Source organism: Defluviitalea raffinosedens (assembly GCF_016908775.1).
Lineage (GTDB): Bacteria > Bacillota > Clostridia > Lachnospirales > Defluviitaleaceae > Defluviitalea > Defluviitalea raffinosedens.
Genome location: NZ_JAFBEP010000002.1, coordinates 135,141 through 154,050 on the forward strand (window position 1 = coordinate 135,141; position 18,910 = coordinate 154,050).

Below are 18,910 nucleotides of genomic sequence, written 5' to 3' on the forward strand. Positions count from 1 at the left end.
TACAAATTCAAAAAAATATTCAAAAAGTCTCCACATCCTGGGGATGTTTGATGCTAATAACAGAGCCAAAAAGGTAAAGCTGTATTAGGAATTTTCATACATCATAGAACCGGCTTCTGTATTTTTATCAAAGTTAAATTGATCTATCAACCAAATATTATTCATATCTTTTACAATAAGCGTAATCGGTTGTTTTGAAGTAAAACCTCCATTGTGTTGATCTATGGAAGTTAATTCCACAATCGCACCTTTTACTGCATAGCTGTCGTCAGATAACTTTTCTATACTTAATATTTCTATATGATCAGGATAAGGACTGGAGGTTAATCTCCCGGGAGCATTCTGAATGTCTTTCTGCCATTTTTCTAAGAGGGAAGAGGTTACTAAATCTTTATAATTCTCTACAATACTCTTTTTAACCATCTCTTCCGGTGCTAAAAGAGAAACCATTTGAATTTTACTGCCAAACTCTAAAACCAAATCCTGAACTGCTTTTTTATCCCTTTCATCATTGCTTTGATTTAAAACAGACAAGTCTCCTTGAATTTTTTCTATATTGCCTTTCTCGAATCTAACGATAAGGTAAGGATAAGTTAAAGCTTGAGTCACCATAGCATCTTTCCCTGGACTATTTAGTGTTGCGTGAACATAGGCTGTACCGGGAGTAACTTCCGTAATACTGTCTACTGTAATACTGTAACCTCCGGTGTTTTTTTCTCCTGCTGCGATCAGCACATATTGCCACTGCCCATCGGATATTGAATGAAATCCTCCTTTATAAGAGTTGTTCTGATACCACTGTGCCAAAATCTCATTGTCATCCAGCACTTCTTTTCCTACGACTTCAAATGCTATAGGTCTCTCTACCTGAATAATTTCATCGTCTTCATATGTATTAATAATCATCGCTCGCAAGTCTTTATTCCATTCCACCTTAGCTCCTAAAGTCTGAGCCACAAATCTTCCGGGTACAAAGGTACGGCCATCAGATATTTTAGCTGGGACTTCCAGCTTTAATATCTCTTCTGTTGAAGTTCCACTGGTATTTCTTATAGCTTTAGCCGTATCTTTCCCCACAATCAATTGAATTTTGATATCTTCTGTATCAATATGGATCAATTTTTGCTCTGGATGCCATTCCACCTTAGCCCCCAACTTTTCCAGCACTCCTCTTAAAGGAATTAAAGTAGTATTATTTTCAATGAAAGGTTCTGCATCTGTTTCAAGCCACTGATTATTAACCTGAATGCTTATTTTTTTAGCGTTTTCTGTTACTTTACTGGTCAAATGATCTTTTGACATCGCTAATGCCGTACCAGATGAAAGCATTACACAACCTATCCCTAATGCAATCCCTTTGATTAATCTTGATCTGTACATATTGCATTTCTCCTTATCTATGTAAAATTTATTTTTAATAAATTAGACGAAAATATTAGATAAATGTTCCATCACTCATAAAATTTTTTCGTAAGATTAATTGCTATAATCCCTGTATGATCTTTTTGATAATACAAATACTAATTTATGTCCATTCAAAATTGAAAGGAGTTATTCTATGAACAGAGTGCATTATCAGGTTAATGGTATGCAGAATGAGAATTTTAAGAATCAAATCAAAAATGCATTAGATAAAATTGAAGGCGTACAAATGGTTAATGTAGACTTAAGAAGAGGCTCTGTAGAAGTAGGCTATAATGAACCCGCTGATGAAGAAGAAATTAAGGAATGCATAGAAAAAACCGGATGTACAATTGAGTAAATTATAAAAAGGTACCTGCAAAAGGTACCCCTTTATTATGAATTTAATACTTGGAAATTCTTTCTACCGGGCTAAAGCCTTTCGTCTTCATAAACTTCATATTGTGTCTGAAATTTTTCATAGCATCTGACGGATCTATGGCTTCAAAATTAAGGCCATTTAATACTTCTCTGTTAAATACAACGGATAAAATAGTAATTTCATCATGATATCCTGTTTCCGTATTCAGAGCATTATCCACCGCATGGACAATCACAGTACTAACAGGCAACAGAGCAAACATATCCCTTGCAATTCTTATGGCACAACTGCAAACATAATCCTGTACAATTTCATAATAGGCTGTTTTGCTTAAAGCTTTTTTCGACAGTTTGCCTGTTTGAGTAAGACTTAGGGAATAGTTTGGTACTACCGTTTCTGATTTCACTTTAAATTCAACCTCAAGAACATCCGGATGATCCGTACCAAATTCAAAATCACTTCCAAATTCTAAAAGATCATCCAGTGGATTCATTTCATCTATAACTTCTAAATACGCATCTATATCTCCAGTAATAATACGCTCAGCGAGTTCGTGAAATTTCTTCCATTCCTCATAATCTTCCCTGTCTTCCCTGGCAGCCTTTTCAATAGCTTCTTTTAATACCAGCTCCTTTTTTTCCCTAAGGGGCTTAATGAGTTTTTCCAAGAAACGAGGTTTGTAATTTTCAAATTCATTTCTTGCCTTTGCTTGTTTGGGGCCAATCTCTTGGGGACTAAAAGGTTCTTTTAAAGAATAGATGTGATGCCAATCTACGGTTTCATCACATTCTTTATGAATACCCCGAAGTACTTCAATTAAATTATTGTATTCTTCCACAAGAAGAGCATTCTTCTGTCGTTCATCCTTTACTTGCTGCACTTTTTGCATTTGAATTTGCTGTCTTTTATCATAAGCAGAGGAAGTGTATTTTCTTTTCTTTCCTCCAGATGAAGTGACATAAGAAATTCCAGTCCCAGGAATACCAATAGAGGATGTTCTCCTACCGCTAGAATGAATGGAATATCTTAGACCTTTTGTTCCAAAACTTAGACTTGCTCCCTTTTTACCAAAGTTTACTCGAACACCTTTACCTAGCTTTATACTTTTGCGCATCCTAAGTCCCATATTCGAATCCTCTTTTCTTTATATAATTTCTATTAATTTATATAATTTCTACATAATAGTATATCATATAAACCTATTTTATATTTTTCTTTTTTAATCTACACCCAATAAAAATACCGAGAGAATTCTTTCCCTCGGTTTTTGATTATTCTATTTCTATTGTACCATTGCTTGTATGTATTTCTATATCTACTTTTATATTAGCTTTATCATAATTCCCCGTTTCTCCATTTAAAACTTTTTCTGTATTCTCATTAACGTTAAAATTATCCAGCTTATGGGCTATGATTGAATTGCTTGTATCGGCATCTATTCTATAGCCTATTTCTTTTGTATCCAACAAATCTAACTTAACGCTGGCATTTGAAGTAACAAATATCCATCTGTACTTATTATTGGAATCCAAATGATCTGATTCAAAATTAATTGCTCCATTGGAAGTCTGTATCACCATATCTTTTCCTTTAACAAGTTCTAAATCCACTTTGGCATTGCTGGTGTTAACTTCTACTTCATCTCCAGAAACGTCATCCAGTTCTACTGATCCATTGCTCGTTTTAATATCCAGCTTTTTTCCTCTCCATCCTTCTACATCAACCTTGGCATTGGATGTTTCCAAGAGGGCAGTTAAACTGTCTAATTCAGCCATTTCCAGTCTGCCATTACTGGTTTTTATATGGATATCCTCAAAAATTCCTTCTGGTATCTCCGCTTTTATTGAAAGACTTCTAAACTTACTTTTATCATAATCTAAATAAACTTTTCCGTCATCCTCTATAATATCTAAAACCACAGATTTTCCCAAAGTAGACATTGAAGGTTGATATACGATATTCAATTTAATTTTTTGGCCTTCAGTGCCTTCTAATATAACGGTACCATTTCGTCCTTCCAGGAATAATTCTCCACCATTCAAATGAGAAATATCCTTACTTAATTTAATCTCTTTTTCTGTTCCAGACATTGAAAAATTTGAGATACCCATCAAACACAAACCAATTATAGCCAATAAAAGAATATTGTTTCTTCGCTTTCGAAAATGCTTTTGCTGCTTTGAAGGTTCATAATCCTTAAGAGGAATATACCCTTGATCAGGAAACTTTTTCTGGCCATTACCATGATCGTTTGGAACGAATCCATTATTATCTTGCACTTTGCCTCCTCCTTGCCTTATATGCTCTTCACTTACATCTCTATATACGAAAGGAGGAATAAAGAGTATGCATGATATTTCAATTTTTGTAAATCTATTGCCCTAAATTGTACTCTATATGAGGTATAAAGACTTTATTATCTTCGAAGGATTTAAATGAAGCGATCCAATTAGGCTGAGGAGGAGCATCTTTTTGCAGGCGTTCAGAATTAATCTGTTCATACACCCACTCATCTTCCACTATTTTTTCCACACCGAGCATTTCATGCCACTGCTCATCCGTTAAAGGCTTTTCATGTAAAAATTCATAATAACTGTATACTGTACCTCTCGCTAAATATACTTTTCCATCATGAGCCAGGGCGACTAAAATTTCATTGGGTAAGCCTGTGCCTATTTCTAAAAATGCACCAATATCTGCAATCCCCGCAACATCGGAAATCACTGCAGAACTTATGGCTTGGCTGTATTGATCAGATAAAGTATCTTCTATATATTCCAATTTCCCTCCAATGTATTTTAATTCTCTGTTTTCTTCTTCAGAAATAGGTATATTTTCCAGTTCTTTAACCGCACAGGTTCTAAATAATTCGTATACTTCTTCCAAACTGTTCAAGGCGTATTCAAACCTTTCTGAGAGCAAATCTCTATTTTTAAGATTAATTTGTGAATATCTTACCAGCCACAACAATTTATCATATACTTCAACTGCCGGTTCAACATAATTAGGATAATATTCTGTAAGCTCTTCGCCTCCGCCCATTTCCGCTACCGGCTGCTTTACATAAAGTATCGTATCGTGTTTTAGTTCTGCATAACTGCCTAAACCACTGGAAATATTTTTATCTTCCCATGCCTGATTCTTCATAAACAATGGAAGTCCCTGGGTGTTTTCTTGCTTAGTCCAGACTGACTTTAATGTCCATAACCATCCGCTATACAGATTCTGTGTCCAATCTGCCTGCTCAAGGGCTTCCACTTTATTTTTCATCCTGGTCATAACATCTGTGTAGGTCTGTTCGTCCAAGTCTTTTAAATAATTTTCCTTTGCAAGATTTTCTGCTCTCTGGCTACCAAAAGCTCCTGCCACATCCAGTCCTGTAGGAATGGGCCTTATAATTGGGAACATAAATTCTTGCATAATATTTGCATCCAAAGTATACCTCTGCCCCATAAATCTGAATTGCTTGCCTGCAGGCGTATCTACACTTCCTGTAATAAGTCTGTACTGAATTTGAGGTGATGGCAATTTTCCTAATTCTTTTAAAAGCGAATCATAATATTGCTCATCCAGAAAATCTGTAAGTGCCACATCTTTGCCATATACATTCATAATGACTTCTTTTAAATCAAAGATTGTAACATCATCTGCTTGACCTGCCAGAAACTCAGTTGGAGCATATATTTTATCCCACAAAGCAATATCATCCTGGCCATTCATTTCAAGAAATGTAATGTACGTAATCATCATCGCCTGAATAATAGAATCAAAATCCGGATTTTTTTCTTCCAGAGGATATCCGATTAAGCCATACCACATCATGGTTTTAAAATATTTTTCCAGAATTTCATCCCCTGCATAATGTCCTCTGACAATAAATTGTTCATAATTTATGTCAAAGCCAAATAGAGGGGATTTGGCATATCCTTTTGCATTTTCAATTTCATTTATTTCTTTTTGGGCAATAGTCATATACTCTTTTGGAATATCTCCATAGGAATCATTGATCAATTTGTTGGCTACCGCAAAATACACCATAATTTCTCCCACATGATGCTTTAAAGCTTCGTTCTCTGTTTTGGAATACAATATGGAAGTTTTCGTAAGCATATTCTGGGTAAGTTGTTGCAATGCCACATGCAATTGCTCTTTCTCAATGCCCTTTAAAAGTTCATCATAGACCTTATGATACATATGTAAGGCCACATCGACTGTAATGAAATTTGGAATATTCTTATACTCATTTTCTTCATAAATATTGTACATCTTCATGTAATAATAAGCCTTTTCCGGATTAGGATTCAATACGACAAAGCCATTATTAACCAATTTAGTGCTCTGCTCTTTTGAAAGACCTTCAAATCTGTCAATGTTCTCAACATTGCTAAGATCGGGGTTAATTTTATACTCAGGAACCTTTGGTGTATAGCTTGTTGGAGAAAATTCTACCTGTACATTAAAATAGTCCGTTAGATCTTTCCATACTAAAGAAAGCCCCTCTTCTTGCACTAAAATATTTCCTGATTCCCTGTCCATTTCAGCTTCATTGTTTGCAGAAACATCATTTACGTTTTTTGAGCAACCGGTTATAAGCATTACACAGCAGAGAAAAATCCCAAAAACTCGATTCAACATTTACTGACTCCTTTCTTTTAACAAATAGATTCCATTCTCCGTTTTATCCACAGAAGGTTCTAAAACAGCCGATTTTATCCTGCCGTTTTCCACAATCTTAACATGAATCTGTGGTTTTTCAGACACTATTTTTTCCTCAATAAAATCAATCTCATCATATATATGACTTTCTCCCTGCAGAATAAACCCAAACCCAAACCAATAATATACTGATACAACGTATTTTCCTTCATCTGTTTCTTCAATTACTATGAATTCATCACTTCCATTCCCGTTCAAATCCATAAATAATACATCTGTAAAAGGAAATCTTAACTTGGAACCTGTCCATTTTTTTACGAGCATATTATTTTTAAAATTAAAAAAGAATGGCCTGTTTTCAAGATTTCTATACAAACGAGTTGCTTTATTCACCGCAATGAAAATTTCCATTTCACCGTCATTGTCAATTTCACATACTTCAATTTTCCACGGCCTTATAGTGCTGAGTTTATTTCTGTATCTTTCGCTTATTTGCAGTCCCTTGGAAGTTGCAACAAGATCATAAATAATCAACATATCCCCATACTGTGAATGCTTCTCGCCTTCCAAAATCAAAATATTGTCTCTGCCGTCCTTGTCAATGTCACCAACAGCTATGTCAATCAGTTGATGACTTTTATTGGACAATAAATCATACTTGATTCCTTTATATCCAATAGTGCCTTGCTTCGATGAAAAATCCAGGCTGTATGTTTGTCCATTCAAAACAACATCAATATAGGAATCGGAATTTTTAAAAGCAATGATTAAGAAAATGCTTAAAGTAATTGGTAATAAATAAATCCAACATTTTTTAAATATTTTTTTCATCATCACAACACCAAATCTTATGAATAATGGCTAATCATTATTTATACACTTTTTATAATTATACGATACCACTTCTTTATAGTAAACACATAAAAAAGTACCTGCTCTGTTCATTCTTTATATGAACCCACAGGTACTTATCTTATTTACTTGTTGCAGCGTTTTAAAATCCCTTCTAAAATTCTGGCATGACGTGCTTCATCTCTGGCTGATTCATAAAAATAATACATCGCTGAATCTAGTCCTAATTCTTTTGCCTTATCCCCTGCTTCTTTCTTGGATTGGTTAGCAAAGATTTCTCCTTCTAACATCTGTTTGATATTGTCAAATATATCTTCCTGAATCAGTCCATTAAATTCTGCAAATCTTGCAGCATGCTCTGCTTCTTCCCATGCAATCGTCTTCAAAACTTCTGCAATCTCGCCATATCCCTGTCTTTGAGCCAGTCTGGCCATGGCCAGATACATTCCAACTTCAGACGTTTCTCCCTGAAAATTCTGCTTAACAGTCCTTTCCAGCGCAGTTCCTTTTGTTTCCCCGATCATGTTTTCAAATAGTCCTTCTTTGATTTCCATCATGCACCCTCCTTATATTGATCAAATACATTAAGAATTCTGTCAGCATATTCTTCATTAATATTTTTAATATCATTAAGATACAAGAATGTACTTCCTTTATATTCCAGAGATTCTCCCAGCAAAATAACCTCAAAAGCTGATCTTATAATATTGATAATACATGCTTCATCATGATAAACATTACAGTTTTTACACTGATGCAGTATAAAGCCTAAAGCTCTTACGATTGCTTCATCATCATATACCTTTGTATCATCATAAGGAATATGATCCATTCCATCATCCAAAAACTCGTCATTGGATTTTAAACAAGTTATTAAACATTTTTTGCAGTATCCTACGAGGCAATTCTCTTTGGTACATTCTCCACATACTTCTTCAGTCAAACAACATTTTTCTATTTGTGTGATTAGTCCCTCATAATTAATAGAAGCGCCCATTTTATCCCCCCATTTTACAATCTAATATTCACTGAATGAAATCTTTAAAATAATGATCGCATTTACTATTAACCAGTTTAAATTTCCAAGGATTATTATATTTCTGTGTTAAATTACTGTCAAGAATAGATCTTTTCTGGTATATGAAATGCAAAATGCCTGTTAGTCTCTTTTCCATCAAGGAAATGCAAACTGACAGGCAAATGCTATGCTTTATCTGCTCGTATAATACTCTGCAAATTTCTTGTCTACTTTCATGATATGTTCTCTAAGCCATCCCACTATGGTTTTGTTCATTTCGATTACTACAAGAATACTTGCACCATCTCGTTCAAATCTGCTTTTTAAATCCTTTATGTCCTTAATAAACTTTGCATGCAGCAGTTTATGCCCTTCATAACCAGGATACTGCGATTCAAGCTGAAGCTTTTCTTCATCACGAAAATGCTCCTCAACATAGCTTTCAAGAAAATTCAGCGTTTCTCCTACGATTTCTTTTCCTTTTCTTTGATTGCATGCTTCTAAAACATTGTTGACTCTTCTGAAAAGTTCTTTGTGCTGATTGTCAATCTTTTCTACTCCTGTAAGCAAACTATCATTCCACTCCATATTGCCACCCCCCTTGCTTTAAATTTACTTTACCTATAGCTCTTTTAACGTACTGTAGTTCCTGTAAAGTAATAAGACAAAATTTCTTTATAATTATATCCCTGGTCCGCCATTCCTTTAGCTCCCCATTGGCTCAAGCCTACTCCGTGGCCATAACCTTTTCCAATAAATACAAAATCTCCTGCAACCGACACCGAAGGTGTAAAAGAAAGTTCATTTACCCCATTGGCTCCCTGTACTCGAATAGTATTACTGCCTAAATTAAGAAATTTAATTTCTTGATCTTCTCCCACTACAGATATTTGGCCATCATCTATACTTTTTGTGATATTTCCTTCACCCATTACACTGATTGAACCAGATGAAGTATTTCCTCCATCCTTAACAATTTCAAACATTCTGCTGGGCAAACTTACTCCGTTACTTTTGAAAAAAGTACGCACACTTTCCTTGGTAAATGTTTCTGTACCCTTTGTACCAATTATTTTTAACGTCATCACTCTTCCACCAGAGGTATAGCTTTCAATCTGAATGTCCAATACCTCTCCAATATTTTTACCATTACTTAAAAGTAACGACTTTATTTGCTCTCTGGTAAAACTTCTGGTCCAGTCCTGATGGTTTGCTTCGTAAATGTCCGGTACTGCTTTTAGATATGGCAAAGACGTAATCCAGACATTTTCGGAATTTTCCGTATATCCGCCACTGCTGGCAAAATATACTGCCTCGATAATTTCATTACCATAATAAAGAAGCTCTCCCTGGGTTTCCCTCACAGCCTGATTGGAGTTATAGTTTTCTGCTCCATAACCCTTATAAACCTGGCAATGTTCTCCGTCGCATAAATCATAGCCACTATTTTTATGCTTTCCCATAAACAATACGGCATAATTTCTGGCTACAACAGCCTGAGCTTTTAAAGCTTCTATATTCCACGAGGCATACATTTCTGAAGGAACTACACTGTAAAGATATTCATCTAACATAATGACATTAACCGCTGTAATTCCTGATCCTCCATATCTTCCAAATTCCATTCTTCCCCGATATTGTCTGTCTCCTAAATCTATGATCTCATCAGAAGCATTAGAACTTATTCCTGCAAACTGAGGATAAGCTTCTTCTCCTTCTAAAACCGCAATCACTTCATTCTGATTTCTTAAGATCATACGGGTAGCAAGCGGCTCTTTAGTCATACATTGTTTGCCTGTAAGACTATTTACACTTGAACTGATCACGCTTGCTTCTCCTAAAGAAGAAATTTCGCCAATATACACCGTCCATTTCGATGGAGATATGCTGCATGGAAAAGCATTTAATCCCAAATTTTTCAAATCTTGAGCCAGGAATTTTGCTTCATCATATGTATAAAAATACTGATTAATGGATATAAAATAAGCACTGGAAGGAATCACGTAAAATCCTGTAGTTGATTGAAATACAGCTTCAGGAATAAAATCTCCATTCGACTCATATCCCATTAAAAGTTCATTGTTTTTAATGTCTATTCTGCTGGTACTCTTATACTTATATTCCAGTCCTATTCTCACCCAGTCAGGTATACTTACTGCGGCTGATACGGACAATTTAGGTATAAGAATATATGTAAAAAACACAACATATATGAATAACTTCAAATTTTTTGACATTTTCACGAGATTTCCTCCTTAGCTGATCAAAGCAAGTTTAAGCCTAAAACTACATATATTTCGACCTTTGATAAACATTATTATAAAAGAGAATATGATAAAAATCCATAGTACTTTAGGCAAAATTTCAATGATATACTTTTTTCTTTCCATAATAAATATAAATTTTACTTTTTACATGTTCATATAAAAAATTCCAATAAATTGAAATTATCTAATTGAATTTTTTTACATTTATGGTATAATTCATTATTGTATCGAGTCTTTTTACATTTTTTGTTATAAAAAGCTCGAAATGACAAATAAGAAAGGGGATTCGTTGTGAAAAATCGTATTAGTGTGTTGCTTGCAGATGATAATAAGGAATTTTGTGAGATTCTTGAGGATTACCTTGAAAGACAAAATGATATGGAGGTTATTGGAGTAGCGAAAGATGGTATAGAAGCTTATGATATGATCATGGAGAAATACCCCGATGTTGTAATATTAGATACGATTATGCCTCGTTTAGACGGTTTGGGTGTATTAGAAAAACTCAATAATTCCCCAATTAAAAAATCGCCTATATGTATTATGTTGTCTGCAGTTAATCAAGATAAAGTAACTCAGAAAGCTCTCCGATTAGGAGCAGAATATTATATTGCAAAACCTTTTGATATGGAAACCTTAATGCTTAGAATCAGGCAGTTAATCAATCTTGCTCCAACCCCCAAGATTGGAAAAACCTATAATGATTCTGTGGAGGCTGATAATCACTTTCTAATCCCTTCAACCCATCAGCTGGAGGCTGAAGTTACATATATTCTAAGAGAAATTGGAGTTCCTGCTAATATAAGAGGATATCATTATCTTAGATATGCCATTACCATGGCCGTAAATAATATGGATATACTAAACAGTATTACAAAAGAACTTTATCCTTCCATTGCAAAGAAATTTAATACCACTTCCAGCCGAGTGGAAAGAGCGATTCGCCATGCCATTGAAGTAGCCTGCAACCGCGGCAGCTTAGAGACTATGCACAAATTATTCAGTTATACCATTAATAATAATAAAGGCAAGCCTACCAACAGCGAATTCATTGCCCTTATTGCTGACAGGTTAAGGCTCAATCTTAAAATTGGCTAAAATATCACACCCCCTAAATGAAATTTAGGGGGTGTATCTATTTAATGATTCCTGCAGCAATTTTGATTTGTTCTTGATGGGCTTGGGAAACTAAGCCGTCTTTATGCCTTGTACTATTTTTAAAATGCAGATCAAAATGTCCGTTAAAATTATTATCTTTAATATAACTAACATCATGGGGCATGGATGCCATGGATGCAGCGATCTTTCTTCCATCTACTTCAACAATAACTGCCCTTTCTTTCCATGAATATTCTCCTCCCCAGATTTCTTTTATAGTCGCCGCATCTTTGGCTGTTAACGGCTCAGAATCGGCATGGTTTGCGCCGGTTGTTCTTTTGATTTGGAATCTCCTTCCTGTTTGAAAATCCGTTACTGTAGCAACTTTGCCGATTGGGAAAACATACTGAGCCTCAGTCCACCAATCTAAATATTCTCCGTGTTTCTCACTCACTCTTTCCTTAACAGCTATATTATAAACCGGAATGAGGATTTTTTGACCTATAGATAAAGGACTATCGACTGTCATTTTATTCACTTGCAATAATTCTGCCATCGGAATTCCATATCTATTGCCAAGTTCCCACATATTATCTCCTGACTTAATAGTATAAGTGATATAAGAAACACTATTACCCTGGGGATCTGTTGGCGTTTGAACGGTGGTATCGGCTTTTAATTTTAATACCTGACCGGCATAAATTGTATCACTTGTTAATTGGTTGGCTTTTTTAAGTGCATCTACCGAGATCCCAAACTTGGTGGCAATAGACCAAAGGGAATCTCCTGCTTTTACGGTATATGTCTCTGCACTTGCTTCTTCTTTTGGTTTAGGTACTACTGTTTCTTTTACCTTTAAAATCTGTCCGACAAATATGGTATCACTGGACAAATTGTTTATGGATTTTAATTTATCTATGGATATTCCATATTGCTGACTTAATTTGAATAAAGTATCTCCTGCTTTTACCTGATGGGTTACCGGCTGAGAAAATAATGTCGCTGTTTTTTCAGCTTGATTCCAGTCTACTGTCATTCCAAGAGATTCTGCCACAAACCTTAAAGGGACCATCGTAACCCCATTGGTTATAAAGGACGGCTCCATGGAAACTTGCTCACCATTGACCCGGGCTTTATTATCACCGACAACAAATGCAATTTTGATATCTCCTTTATTGATGCCTACAGTTTTTGATTCACCGTTCCACCAAATTTCTCCGCCTAAAGCTTCAGTAACTCCACGGATTGAAATATAAATTTTTCCATCTATAACCATAGGCGATTGAGAGAAATTAATCTGTTTTCCGTCAATAATAATTTTAATACTCTGTTCAGCCTCTTGAACTGCTTGGGTTTGTGGAGCTGTTGCTGCACTCACATCTTGAACCATTCCGGAAAAAGGAAGAGTCGTCAGTAAAATAGAACCAATCATGATTTTTACTGCATTTACTTTTATATCTGGAAAATGAGAACTGATATAACTTCTGATACTTTTATCCAGTATGCCCACGTTCCCGGTATCTTTCACAATTCCGGTATCTTTCACTACTCCTGAGTCTTCCGCAATGCCGATTTCTTTTGAAAACTCAGTTAAATTCGGATTTAGGTACAAGGTTAGAATATATCCTTCTTGATCTTCAACCAATTTATGACGAATAAATACGCTCATTGATTCACCTCCTTTACTACCTTAGTTTGTTCAAATTGATTAATTTTATAATTACATATTATTTTCTACTTGAACATAAAATATATTACATAAATCGGTTCAGGAGGAGTATAGATGGATCAAAAAGGATTTATAAAGCATGTTTTTCCCGGTGGCAATACAACGAAAGGATTTGTGTCATTTTATGACAATATCCTATTCCAGGAAGATGCCAAAAAAATTATCATTCTAAAAGGAGGACCAGGAGTTGGCAAGTCCTCTTTTATGAAAAAGATTAGCGAAAGATTTTACAATTTAGGATACAATCTCGAACATCACCATTGCTCTTCCGATAATAATGCCCTGGATGGCATTGTTATTACAGATTTAAAGGTAGCCATTTTAGACGGAACTGCTCCCCATGTGGTGGACCCAATTAACCCCGGGGCTATCGATGAAATTCTCAACTTAGGCGAGTATTGGAATGAAGAAGGCATTCGCAAAAATAAAGACAGGATTATGAGTATCCATAAGGAAGTAGGAAGGCTTTTTAAAAAAGCTTACAATTATTTAGCAGCAGGCGCAGCAATTTATGAAGCATGGGCAAATACAGAAAGGCTGGCACTTAATCAGTCGAAATTGAATTTAAAATCATGGGAGCTATTAGAATCTATATTTGAAAAATATCCTGTAAAAAACCAGATCGGTAAGGACAGACATCTATTTGGCACAGCAATAACTCCTAATGGTTTAACAGAATATCTTCATACAATCATTGGAACCAGTAAAAATGTATATATCATTAAAGATTCTCCCGGTGCTTCTGCAAAACAACTCATGAACAGAATTCATAATGAAGCAGTTATAAAAGGTTTTTATGTGGAATGTTATCATTCCCCCATAGATGTTGATAAGATTGAAGATATTCTTATTCCTGAACTTGACTGTGCAATTACGGTATCTAATGATTATCATAAAGCTAAAGTACTTCCAACCAATGTAGTGGACCTTACAACTTGTCTAGAAGAATCGATTTATAGACCTCTGCAAGCAGAAATCGATAGAGATAAAAAACTCTTTGACGATCTCCTTCAAAGAGCCATCGCTTCCATTCAAAAAGCTAAAAAAGCTCACGATGAACTGGAAAGCTATTATATTCCAAGTATGGATTTTGAAAAAATTAATGATGTATTAGAAAATACAGTGAAAAAAATAATGACATTTGTAGAATAATATAATAATAAAATACCTTTTCACGTCTTGTTTTTATTGAAAGATGTGTTAATATATGGTAATATCATCAAGGAAACTTAAGTATTGAAAGGAGAACTACGATGACTAAATATGTAAAGATTAAAGCTGACTTAAATTCACAGACTTTCCTTTATCTTTTGGAAAAACAAACGGAAAAAAGTTATATTATTTTTCAAAAATCCATATATCCTGGTGAAAAGAACAGGTATTTATTTTTTAATAATCTTCAAATTGCTGAATTACAATTTAATAAATTAATAAATTGATTTCATAGATATCAGTCATAATTAAACGCCTCCTTCATATATATAAAATTGTAACCACTTATATATGTAAGGAGGCTTAATATGTCTTCCACAAAAATATTTGTTTTGAGGCTGAAAGAAGTCATTTATACATCCCTATTTGCTATTTTAGGATTGATACTGCTCATCGTACTCATCTTTATGTTGATTCCTAACAAAAAAGGGGATACGGCAATCTATGATGACGGAGTATATACCGCTCCAGTCAACCTGGATTATGCTTCTTTCAATGTTTCAGTAGTCGTCGAAGATGATAAAATTACATCTGTTGAATTGACCGATTTTAATGAAGACATGGCTGTTATGTATCCTCTTATCGAGCCTACCATGGCTTATCTTAACAAACAAATTACTAAAAAACAAAGTTTAGATGTCAAAGCTCCTGAAGAATCCGTGCATACAACAAAAATCCTTCTCGACGGAATAAAAGCAGCTTTAGATAACAAACATTAATCCCATTTTTTCCAGTAATCTTGTTCTTCTCCACTGTCAGCTGCAGCCAGGTACATATCCACTATTTTAAATATTTCCGATTCATCTTCTAACTGATAGAATTTTTTTCCGTTTTTTACTTCAATATTGGGAATGGACTTAGCTCCGTCATTGACCAATGATAAAAATTTTTGCTCCCACTCAAGAGCTTTTTCTTCCCCAAGTTCTTCATATCCAATAATTTCGGATTTTACTTCTTCAATAAAATCTTCCAAAGGCATTTTAACCATCTTAATTCCTCCTCAGTAATAAAATCAATATTATTATATCACGTTTAAAAGCCCATTATAAAACATAATGGGCTTTTAAAACAGTGCTTTTATTCATGTTTTAATTTTCCTGTAATCGTATATTCAATCCACTCGCATATATTGGTAGCATGATCAGCCATTCTTTCTAAATATTTAGTAATAAAAATAAGATATGTACCCTGTGTAATAAAAGTTCCTTCAACTTTCATCAGATCCTGAATTTCTTTTATAATATCCTCAAAATACTGATCTATGATATCATCATCTTTTATAACTCTTCTTGCCTTACAGATATCCCTTTCTACATAGCTGTCAATCGTATCTTTAACCATCTTTTTCACTTGCTGTGCCATCATCGGTATATGTTCAAGAGGTTTTTTATAAGATTCATTGAAAAGTCGAATGACATATTCAGAAATATCTGCACAGTGGTCTGCGATTCTTTCCAAATCCGTAACGATTTTTAATACTGAAGTAATTAATCTTAAGTCACTTGCAATGGGTTGCTGTCTTGTAATAAGCATAATACATTCTGTTTCCATGGCAAGTTCCATTTGATCAATTTCATCATCTCTTTGAATAACTTCCTGTGCTAAGTCTATATCTTGATTTTTCATTGCTCTAATTGTATCATCTATGGACTGCTCGATCAGGGTTCCCATTTTTAGAAGATGCTGATGCATCTTATTTAACTCTCTTTCAAATTCATATCTTATGGGCATAGCTTCAATCCTTTCATTTAAATTCAATAAAGATTAACCAAATCTTCCGGTAATATAATCTTCTGTCTTCTTATCCTTTGGATTACTAAAAACTTTTTCCGTTTTATCAAATTCGATCATCTCTCCTAACAGGAAAAATGCTGTGCGATCCGATATTCGTGCTGCCTGCTGCATATTGTGAGTGACAATGATGATGGTATAATTCTTTTTGAGAGTTACCGCCAAATCCTCAATTTTTAAAGTAGATATCGGATCAAGAGCAGAAGTGGGCTCATCCATAAGAAGTACTTCCGGTTCTACTGCGAGAGCTCTTGCAATACAAAGTCTTTGCTGTTGCCCTCCTGAAAGTCCCAAGGCATTCTTTTTTAATCTGTCTTTGACTTCATCCCAAATGGCTGCCGCTTGAAGGCTCTTTTCCACAATTTCATCCAGTATCGCTTTCTTTTTTATTCCATGGGTTCGTGGGCCATAAGCGATATTATCGTAGATACTCATGGGGAAAGGATTAGGCTTTTGAAATACCATCCCTACCCTCTTTCTTAATTGAATGACATCTATATCGTTAAATATATCTTTTCCGTCTAATGTTATCTGGCCTGTAATCTTTACGCCTTCCACTAAATCATTCATTCTGTTTAAGGTTTTTAAAAGTGTAGATTTACCGCAACCTGAAGGCCCTATAAAAGCAGTAATCTCTTTTTCCGGGATATCCATATCGATGTTTTTTAAAGCTTGAAAATCCCCATAAAAAAGATTTAAATTGCTTATGCTAAATTTAGAGTGGTTCATAAATCTTCTCCTTCATATTCTGGATTTATTCAGTTTCTTTCCAATCAGATTGGCAATAAAGTTCATTGTCAAAACAATAATAATCAATACTGTAGCCGTAGCAAAAGCATTGGCAAAATCTCCTTCTTTCGTTAAAACATACATATGAACCGATAATGTTCTGGAAGAATCCATGATGCTTCTTGCCATACGAGGAGCAAATCCTACAGTAAAATATACTGCTGCAGTCTCTCCAACAATACGACCAATACTTAAAATAACTGCTGAAAGAATACCTGGAAGAGCACAGGGTAAAACGACTTTCATAATCGTTCTTAATTTTGAAGCGCCCAATCCCAAACTCCCTTCCCGGTAAGAAACAGGAACCGATTTAAGTGCTTCTTCCGTCGTACGAATCATCGTTGGAAGCACCATAATGCTTAATGTCATAGCACCGGACAGCAAAGAATATTTCCATTCCAACTGTGTAACAAAAAATAAATATCCAAATAAGCCAAAAACAATGGATGGAATACCTGATAAACTCTCTGTTGCAAAGCGAATGACTCGAACAATTTTCCCCGATTTTGCATATTCAACAAGATAAATGGCAGAGCATATTCCTATGGGCGGAGCGATAAGAAGGGTCAAAATTACGATATAGCATGTTGCTATGATCATAGGATAAATCCCTCCCCCTCCAAAACCTTGGGGAGCTGTCGTTAAAAAATCCCAGTTGATTTTTCCGATACCGTTGATAACCACATAAAGTAAAATCCAAGCCACTACACCTACTGTAATAAAAGCTGCTGCCCATATCATTGCCAAGATGACTATATCTGTTAATTTTCTATTTTTCACTTTACTCACCTGCCCTATGGGTTATAACATTAAGAATAATATTTAAAATCATGATAAAAATGAATAGTATCACTCCAGTAGCAAATAACGCTTCCTGGGCTAATCCATAAGCATATCCCATTTCTAATGCGATATTGGCAGTTAATGTTCTAATAGGCTTTAGAACAGACTTTGGAATGATTGCTGCATTGCCTGAAATCAATATCACAGCCATGGTTTCTCCTATGGCCCTTCCTATTCCCAAAACAATACCGGCCGTTATTCCTGATTTTGCAGCGGGAATAATCACAGTAAAAATAGTTTTTATATGCGAAGCGCCTAAAGCCAAGGCTCCTTCTTTATATTCTTTTGGAACTGTGCGGATCGATGTTTCAGAAATGCTTATGATCGTTGGAAGAATCATAATTCCTAAAATAATGCATACAGCAAGGAGACTATTTCCTGGTCCTCCTAATTTTTTAGCGATCAGAGGTACAATCACAATAAGTCCAAAAAAGCCATAAATAACTGAAGGAATGCCCGCCAAGAGTTCCACTGCCGGCTTTACCAGTCTGACAAGCCATTCTGGTGCCAGTTCTGCAATAAATACTGCTGTTAAAACACCTATGGGAACACCTATTAAAATTGCTCCGGCAGTAGCACAAAGAGAGCCTAAAATCATGGGCATGAGTCCAAATATTTCTCCTTCCGGGTTCCACTGGGTTCCAAATATAAAATCCAATATGCCTATTTTAAATATTGCCGGAGAACCTTTTATAAATATAAAAAATGTAATCATAATAACACTTAAAACTGAAACGAAAGCACACAGAAAGAAAAATTTCTCCACAATTTTTTCTATTATTTTAGTGTGTTGTAATTTCTTTGGTATTTCCAGCCTATGAGTTTCAACTTTATGAATTAGATTCGGTAAGATCATCTCTTTTATACTCATT

At 34.9% G+C, this 18,910-nt stretch carries 20 protein-coding genes; 5 read left to right on the top strand and 15 right to left on the bottom strand.

Going from position 1 to position 18,910, the window contains the following annotated elements; translation table 11 throughout:
- Positions 1-84 precede the first annotated feature (84 nt).
- Positions 85-1,380: a stalk domain-containing protein gene (locus tag JOD07_RS02535; protein WP_204612008.1), complete on the bottom strand. Its 1,296-nt coding sequence runs from the start codon at positions 1,378-1,380 to the stop codon at positions 85-87.
- 178 nt (positions 1,381-1,558) lie between these two features.
- On the opposite strand from JOD07_RS02535, the gene JOD07_RS02540 reads away from it, so the two are divergent.
- A complete protein-coding gene (locus JOD07_RS02540; protein ID WP_158740157.1) occupies positions 1,559-1,762 on the top strand; it encodes a heavy-metal-associated domain-containing protein in 204 nt (67 codons plus the stop codon).
- Positions 1,763-1,805: 43 nt separating this feature from the next.
- Here JOD07_RS02540 and JOD07_RS02545 read toward each other — a convergent pair whose 3' ends face one another.
- The 8 genes from JOD07_RS02545 to JOD07_RS02580 form a co-directional block, all read right to left on the bottom strand.
- The gene (locus JOD07_RS02545) at positions 1,806-2,909 is read right to left on the bottom strand and encodes a DUF4236 domain-containing protein (RefSeq protein ID WP_204612011.1); all 1,104 of its coding nucleotides are present in this window, start codon (positions 2,907-2,909) and stop codon (positions 1,806-1,808) included.
- Positions 2,910-3,054: 145 nt separating this feature from the next.
- Positions 3,055-4,062: a DUF4097 family beta strand repeat-containing protein gene (locus tag JOD07_RS02550; RefSeq protein ID WP_204612013.1), complete on the bottom strand. Its 1,008-nt coding sequence runs from the start codon at positions 4,060-4,062 to the stop codon at positions 3,055-3,057.
- 94 nt (positions 4,063-4,156) lie between these two features.
- Complete coding sequence (locus JOD07_RS02555) at positions 4,157-6,418, bottom strand: DUF3160 domain-containing protein (protein ID WP_204612015.1); 2,262 nt, start codon at positions 6,416-6,418, stop codon at positions 4,157-4,159.
- A complete protein-coding gene (locus JOD07_RS02560) occupies positions 6,419-7,270 on the bottom strand; it encodes an FG-GAP repeat domain-containing protein (RefSeq protein ID WP_158740153.1) in 852 nt (283 codons plus the stop codon).
- Positions 7,271-7,416: 146 nt separating this feature from the next.
- Positions 7,417-7,845, bottom strand: a complete 429-nt coding sequence (locus JOD07_RS02565; protein ID WP_158740152.1) for a ferritin-like domain-containing protein — start codon at positions 7,843-7,845, stop codon at positions 7,417-7,419.
- Positions 7,845-8,288, bottom strand: coding sequence for a hypothetical protein (locus tag JOD07_RS02570; RefSeq protein ID WP_204612017.1), 444 nt, complete (start codon positions 8,286-8,288; stop codon positions 7,845-7,847). The genes JOD07_RS02565 and JOD07_RS02570 overlap by 1 nt, the downstream gene beginning before the upstream one ends.
- Positions 8,289-8,501: 213 nt before the next feature.
- Positions 8,502-8,897 (bottom strand): bacteriohemerythrin, encoded by a 396-nt coding sequence (locus tag JOD07_RS02575; RefSeq protein ID WP_158740150.1) that lies wholly within the window; start codon positions 8,895-8,897, stop codon positions 8,502-8,504.
- A 44-nt stretch (positions 8,898-8,941) separates the two neighbouring features.
- On the bottom strand, positions 8,942-10,546 hold the full coding sequence (locus JOD07_RS02580) for a SpoIID/LytB domain-containing protein (RefSeq protein ID WP_243429228.1): 1,605 nt from the start codon (positions 10,544-10,546) through the stop codon (positions 8,942-8,944).
- Positions 10,547-10,867: 321 nt separating this feature from the next.
- Here JOD07_RS02580 and spo0A point away from each other — a divergent pair, with 321 nt between their 5' ends.
- Positions 10,868-11,674 (top strand): sporulation transcription factor Spo0A, encoded by an 807-nt coding sequence (gene spo0A / locus JOD07_RS02585; protein ID WP_204612021.1) that lies wholly within the window; start codon positions 10,868-10,870, stop codon positions 11,672-11,674.
- A gap of 37 nt (positions 11,675-11,711) precedes the next feature.
- Here the strand turns inward: spo0A and JOD07_RS02590 are convergent, their stop codons facing one another.
- On the bottom strand, positions 11,712-13,343 hold the full coding sequence (locus JOD07_RS02590) for a LysM peptidoglycan-binding domain-containing protein (protein WP_204612032.1): 1,632 nt from the start codon (positions 13,341-13,343) through the stop codon (positions 11,712-11,714).
- A gap of 114 nt (positions 13,344-13,457) precedes the next feature.
- Here JOD07_RS02590 and JOD07_RS02595 point away from each other — a divergent pair, with 114 nt between their 5' ends.
- The 3 genes from JOD07_RS02595 (at position 13,458) to JOD07_RS02605 (ending at position 15,334) form a co-directional block, all read left to right on the top strand.
- Complete coding sequence (locus JOD07_RS02595) at positions 13,458-14,555, top strand: PRK06851 family protein (protein WP_204612034.1); 1,098 nt, start codon at positions 13,458-13,460, stop codon at positions 14,553-14,555.
- Between the two features lie 101 nt (positions 14,556-14,656).
- Positions 14,657-14,842: a hypothetical protein gene (locus JOD07_RS02600; RefSeq protein WP_204612036.1), complete on the top strand. Its 186-nt coding sequence runs from the start codon at positions 14,657-14,659 to the stop codon at positions 14,840-14,842.
- Between the two features lie 81 nt (positions 14,843-14,923).
- On the top strand, positions 14,924-15,334 hold the full coding sequence (locus JOD07_RS02605; protein WP_204612037.1) for an FMN-binding protein: 411 nt from the start codon (positions 14,924-14,926) through the stop codon (positions 15,332-15,334).
- On the opposite strand, the gene JOD07_RS02610 is transcribed toward JOD07_RS02605, so the two are convergent.
- From JOD07_RS02610 to pstC, 5 genes are all read right to left on the bottom strand, one after another.
- The gene (locus JOD07_RS02610; protein WP_204612039.1) at positions 15,331-15,603 is read right to left on the bottom strand and encodes a hypothetical protein; all 273 of its coding nucleotides are present in this window, start codon (positions 15,601-15,603) and stop codon (positions 15,331-15,333) included. The genes JOD07_RS02605 and JOD07_RS02610 overlap by 4 nt on opposite strands.
- A gap of 89 nt (positions 15,604-15,692) precedes the next feature.
- Complete coding sequence (gene phoU / locus JOD07_RS02615) at positions 15,693-16,346, bottom strand: phosphate signaling complex protein PhoU (protein WP_204612041.1); 654 nt, start codon at positions 16,344-16,346, stop codon at positions 15,693-15,695.
- Between the two features lie 33 nt (positions 16,347-16,379).
- A complete protein-coding gene (gene pstB / locus JOD07_RS02620; RefSeq protein ID WP_204612048.1) occupies positions 16,380-17,135 on the bottom strand; it encodes a phosphate ABC transporter ATP-binding protein PstB in 756 nt (251 codons plus the stop codon).
- A gap of 12 nt (positions 17,136-17,147) precedes the next feature.
- Positions 17,148-17,975, bottom strand: a complete 828-nt coding sequence (pstA, locus tag JOD07_RS02625; RefSeq protein ID WP_330576547.1) for a phosphate ABC transporter permease PstA — start codon at positions 17,973-17,975, stop codon at positions 17,148-17,150.
- A 1-nt stretch (position 17,976) separates the two neighbouring features.
- On the bottom strand, positions 17,977-18,909 hold the full coding sequence (gene pstC, locus JOD07_RS02630; protein WP_243429222.1) for a phosphate ABC transporter permease subunit PstC: 933 nt from the start codon (positions 18,907-18,909) through the stop codon (positions 17,977-17,979).
- Position 18,910 lies beyond the last annotated feature (1 nt).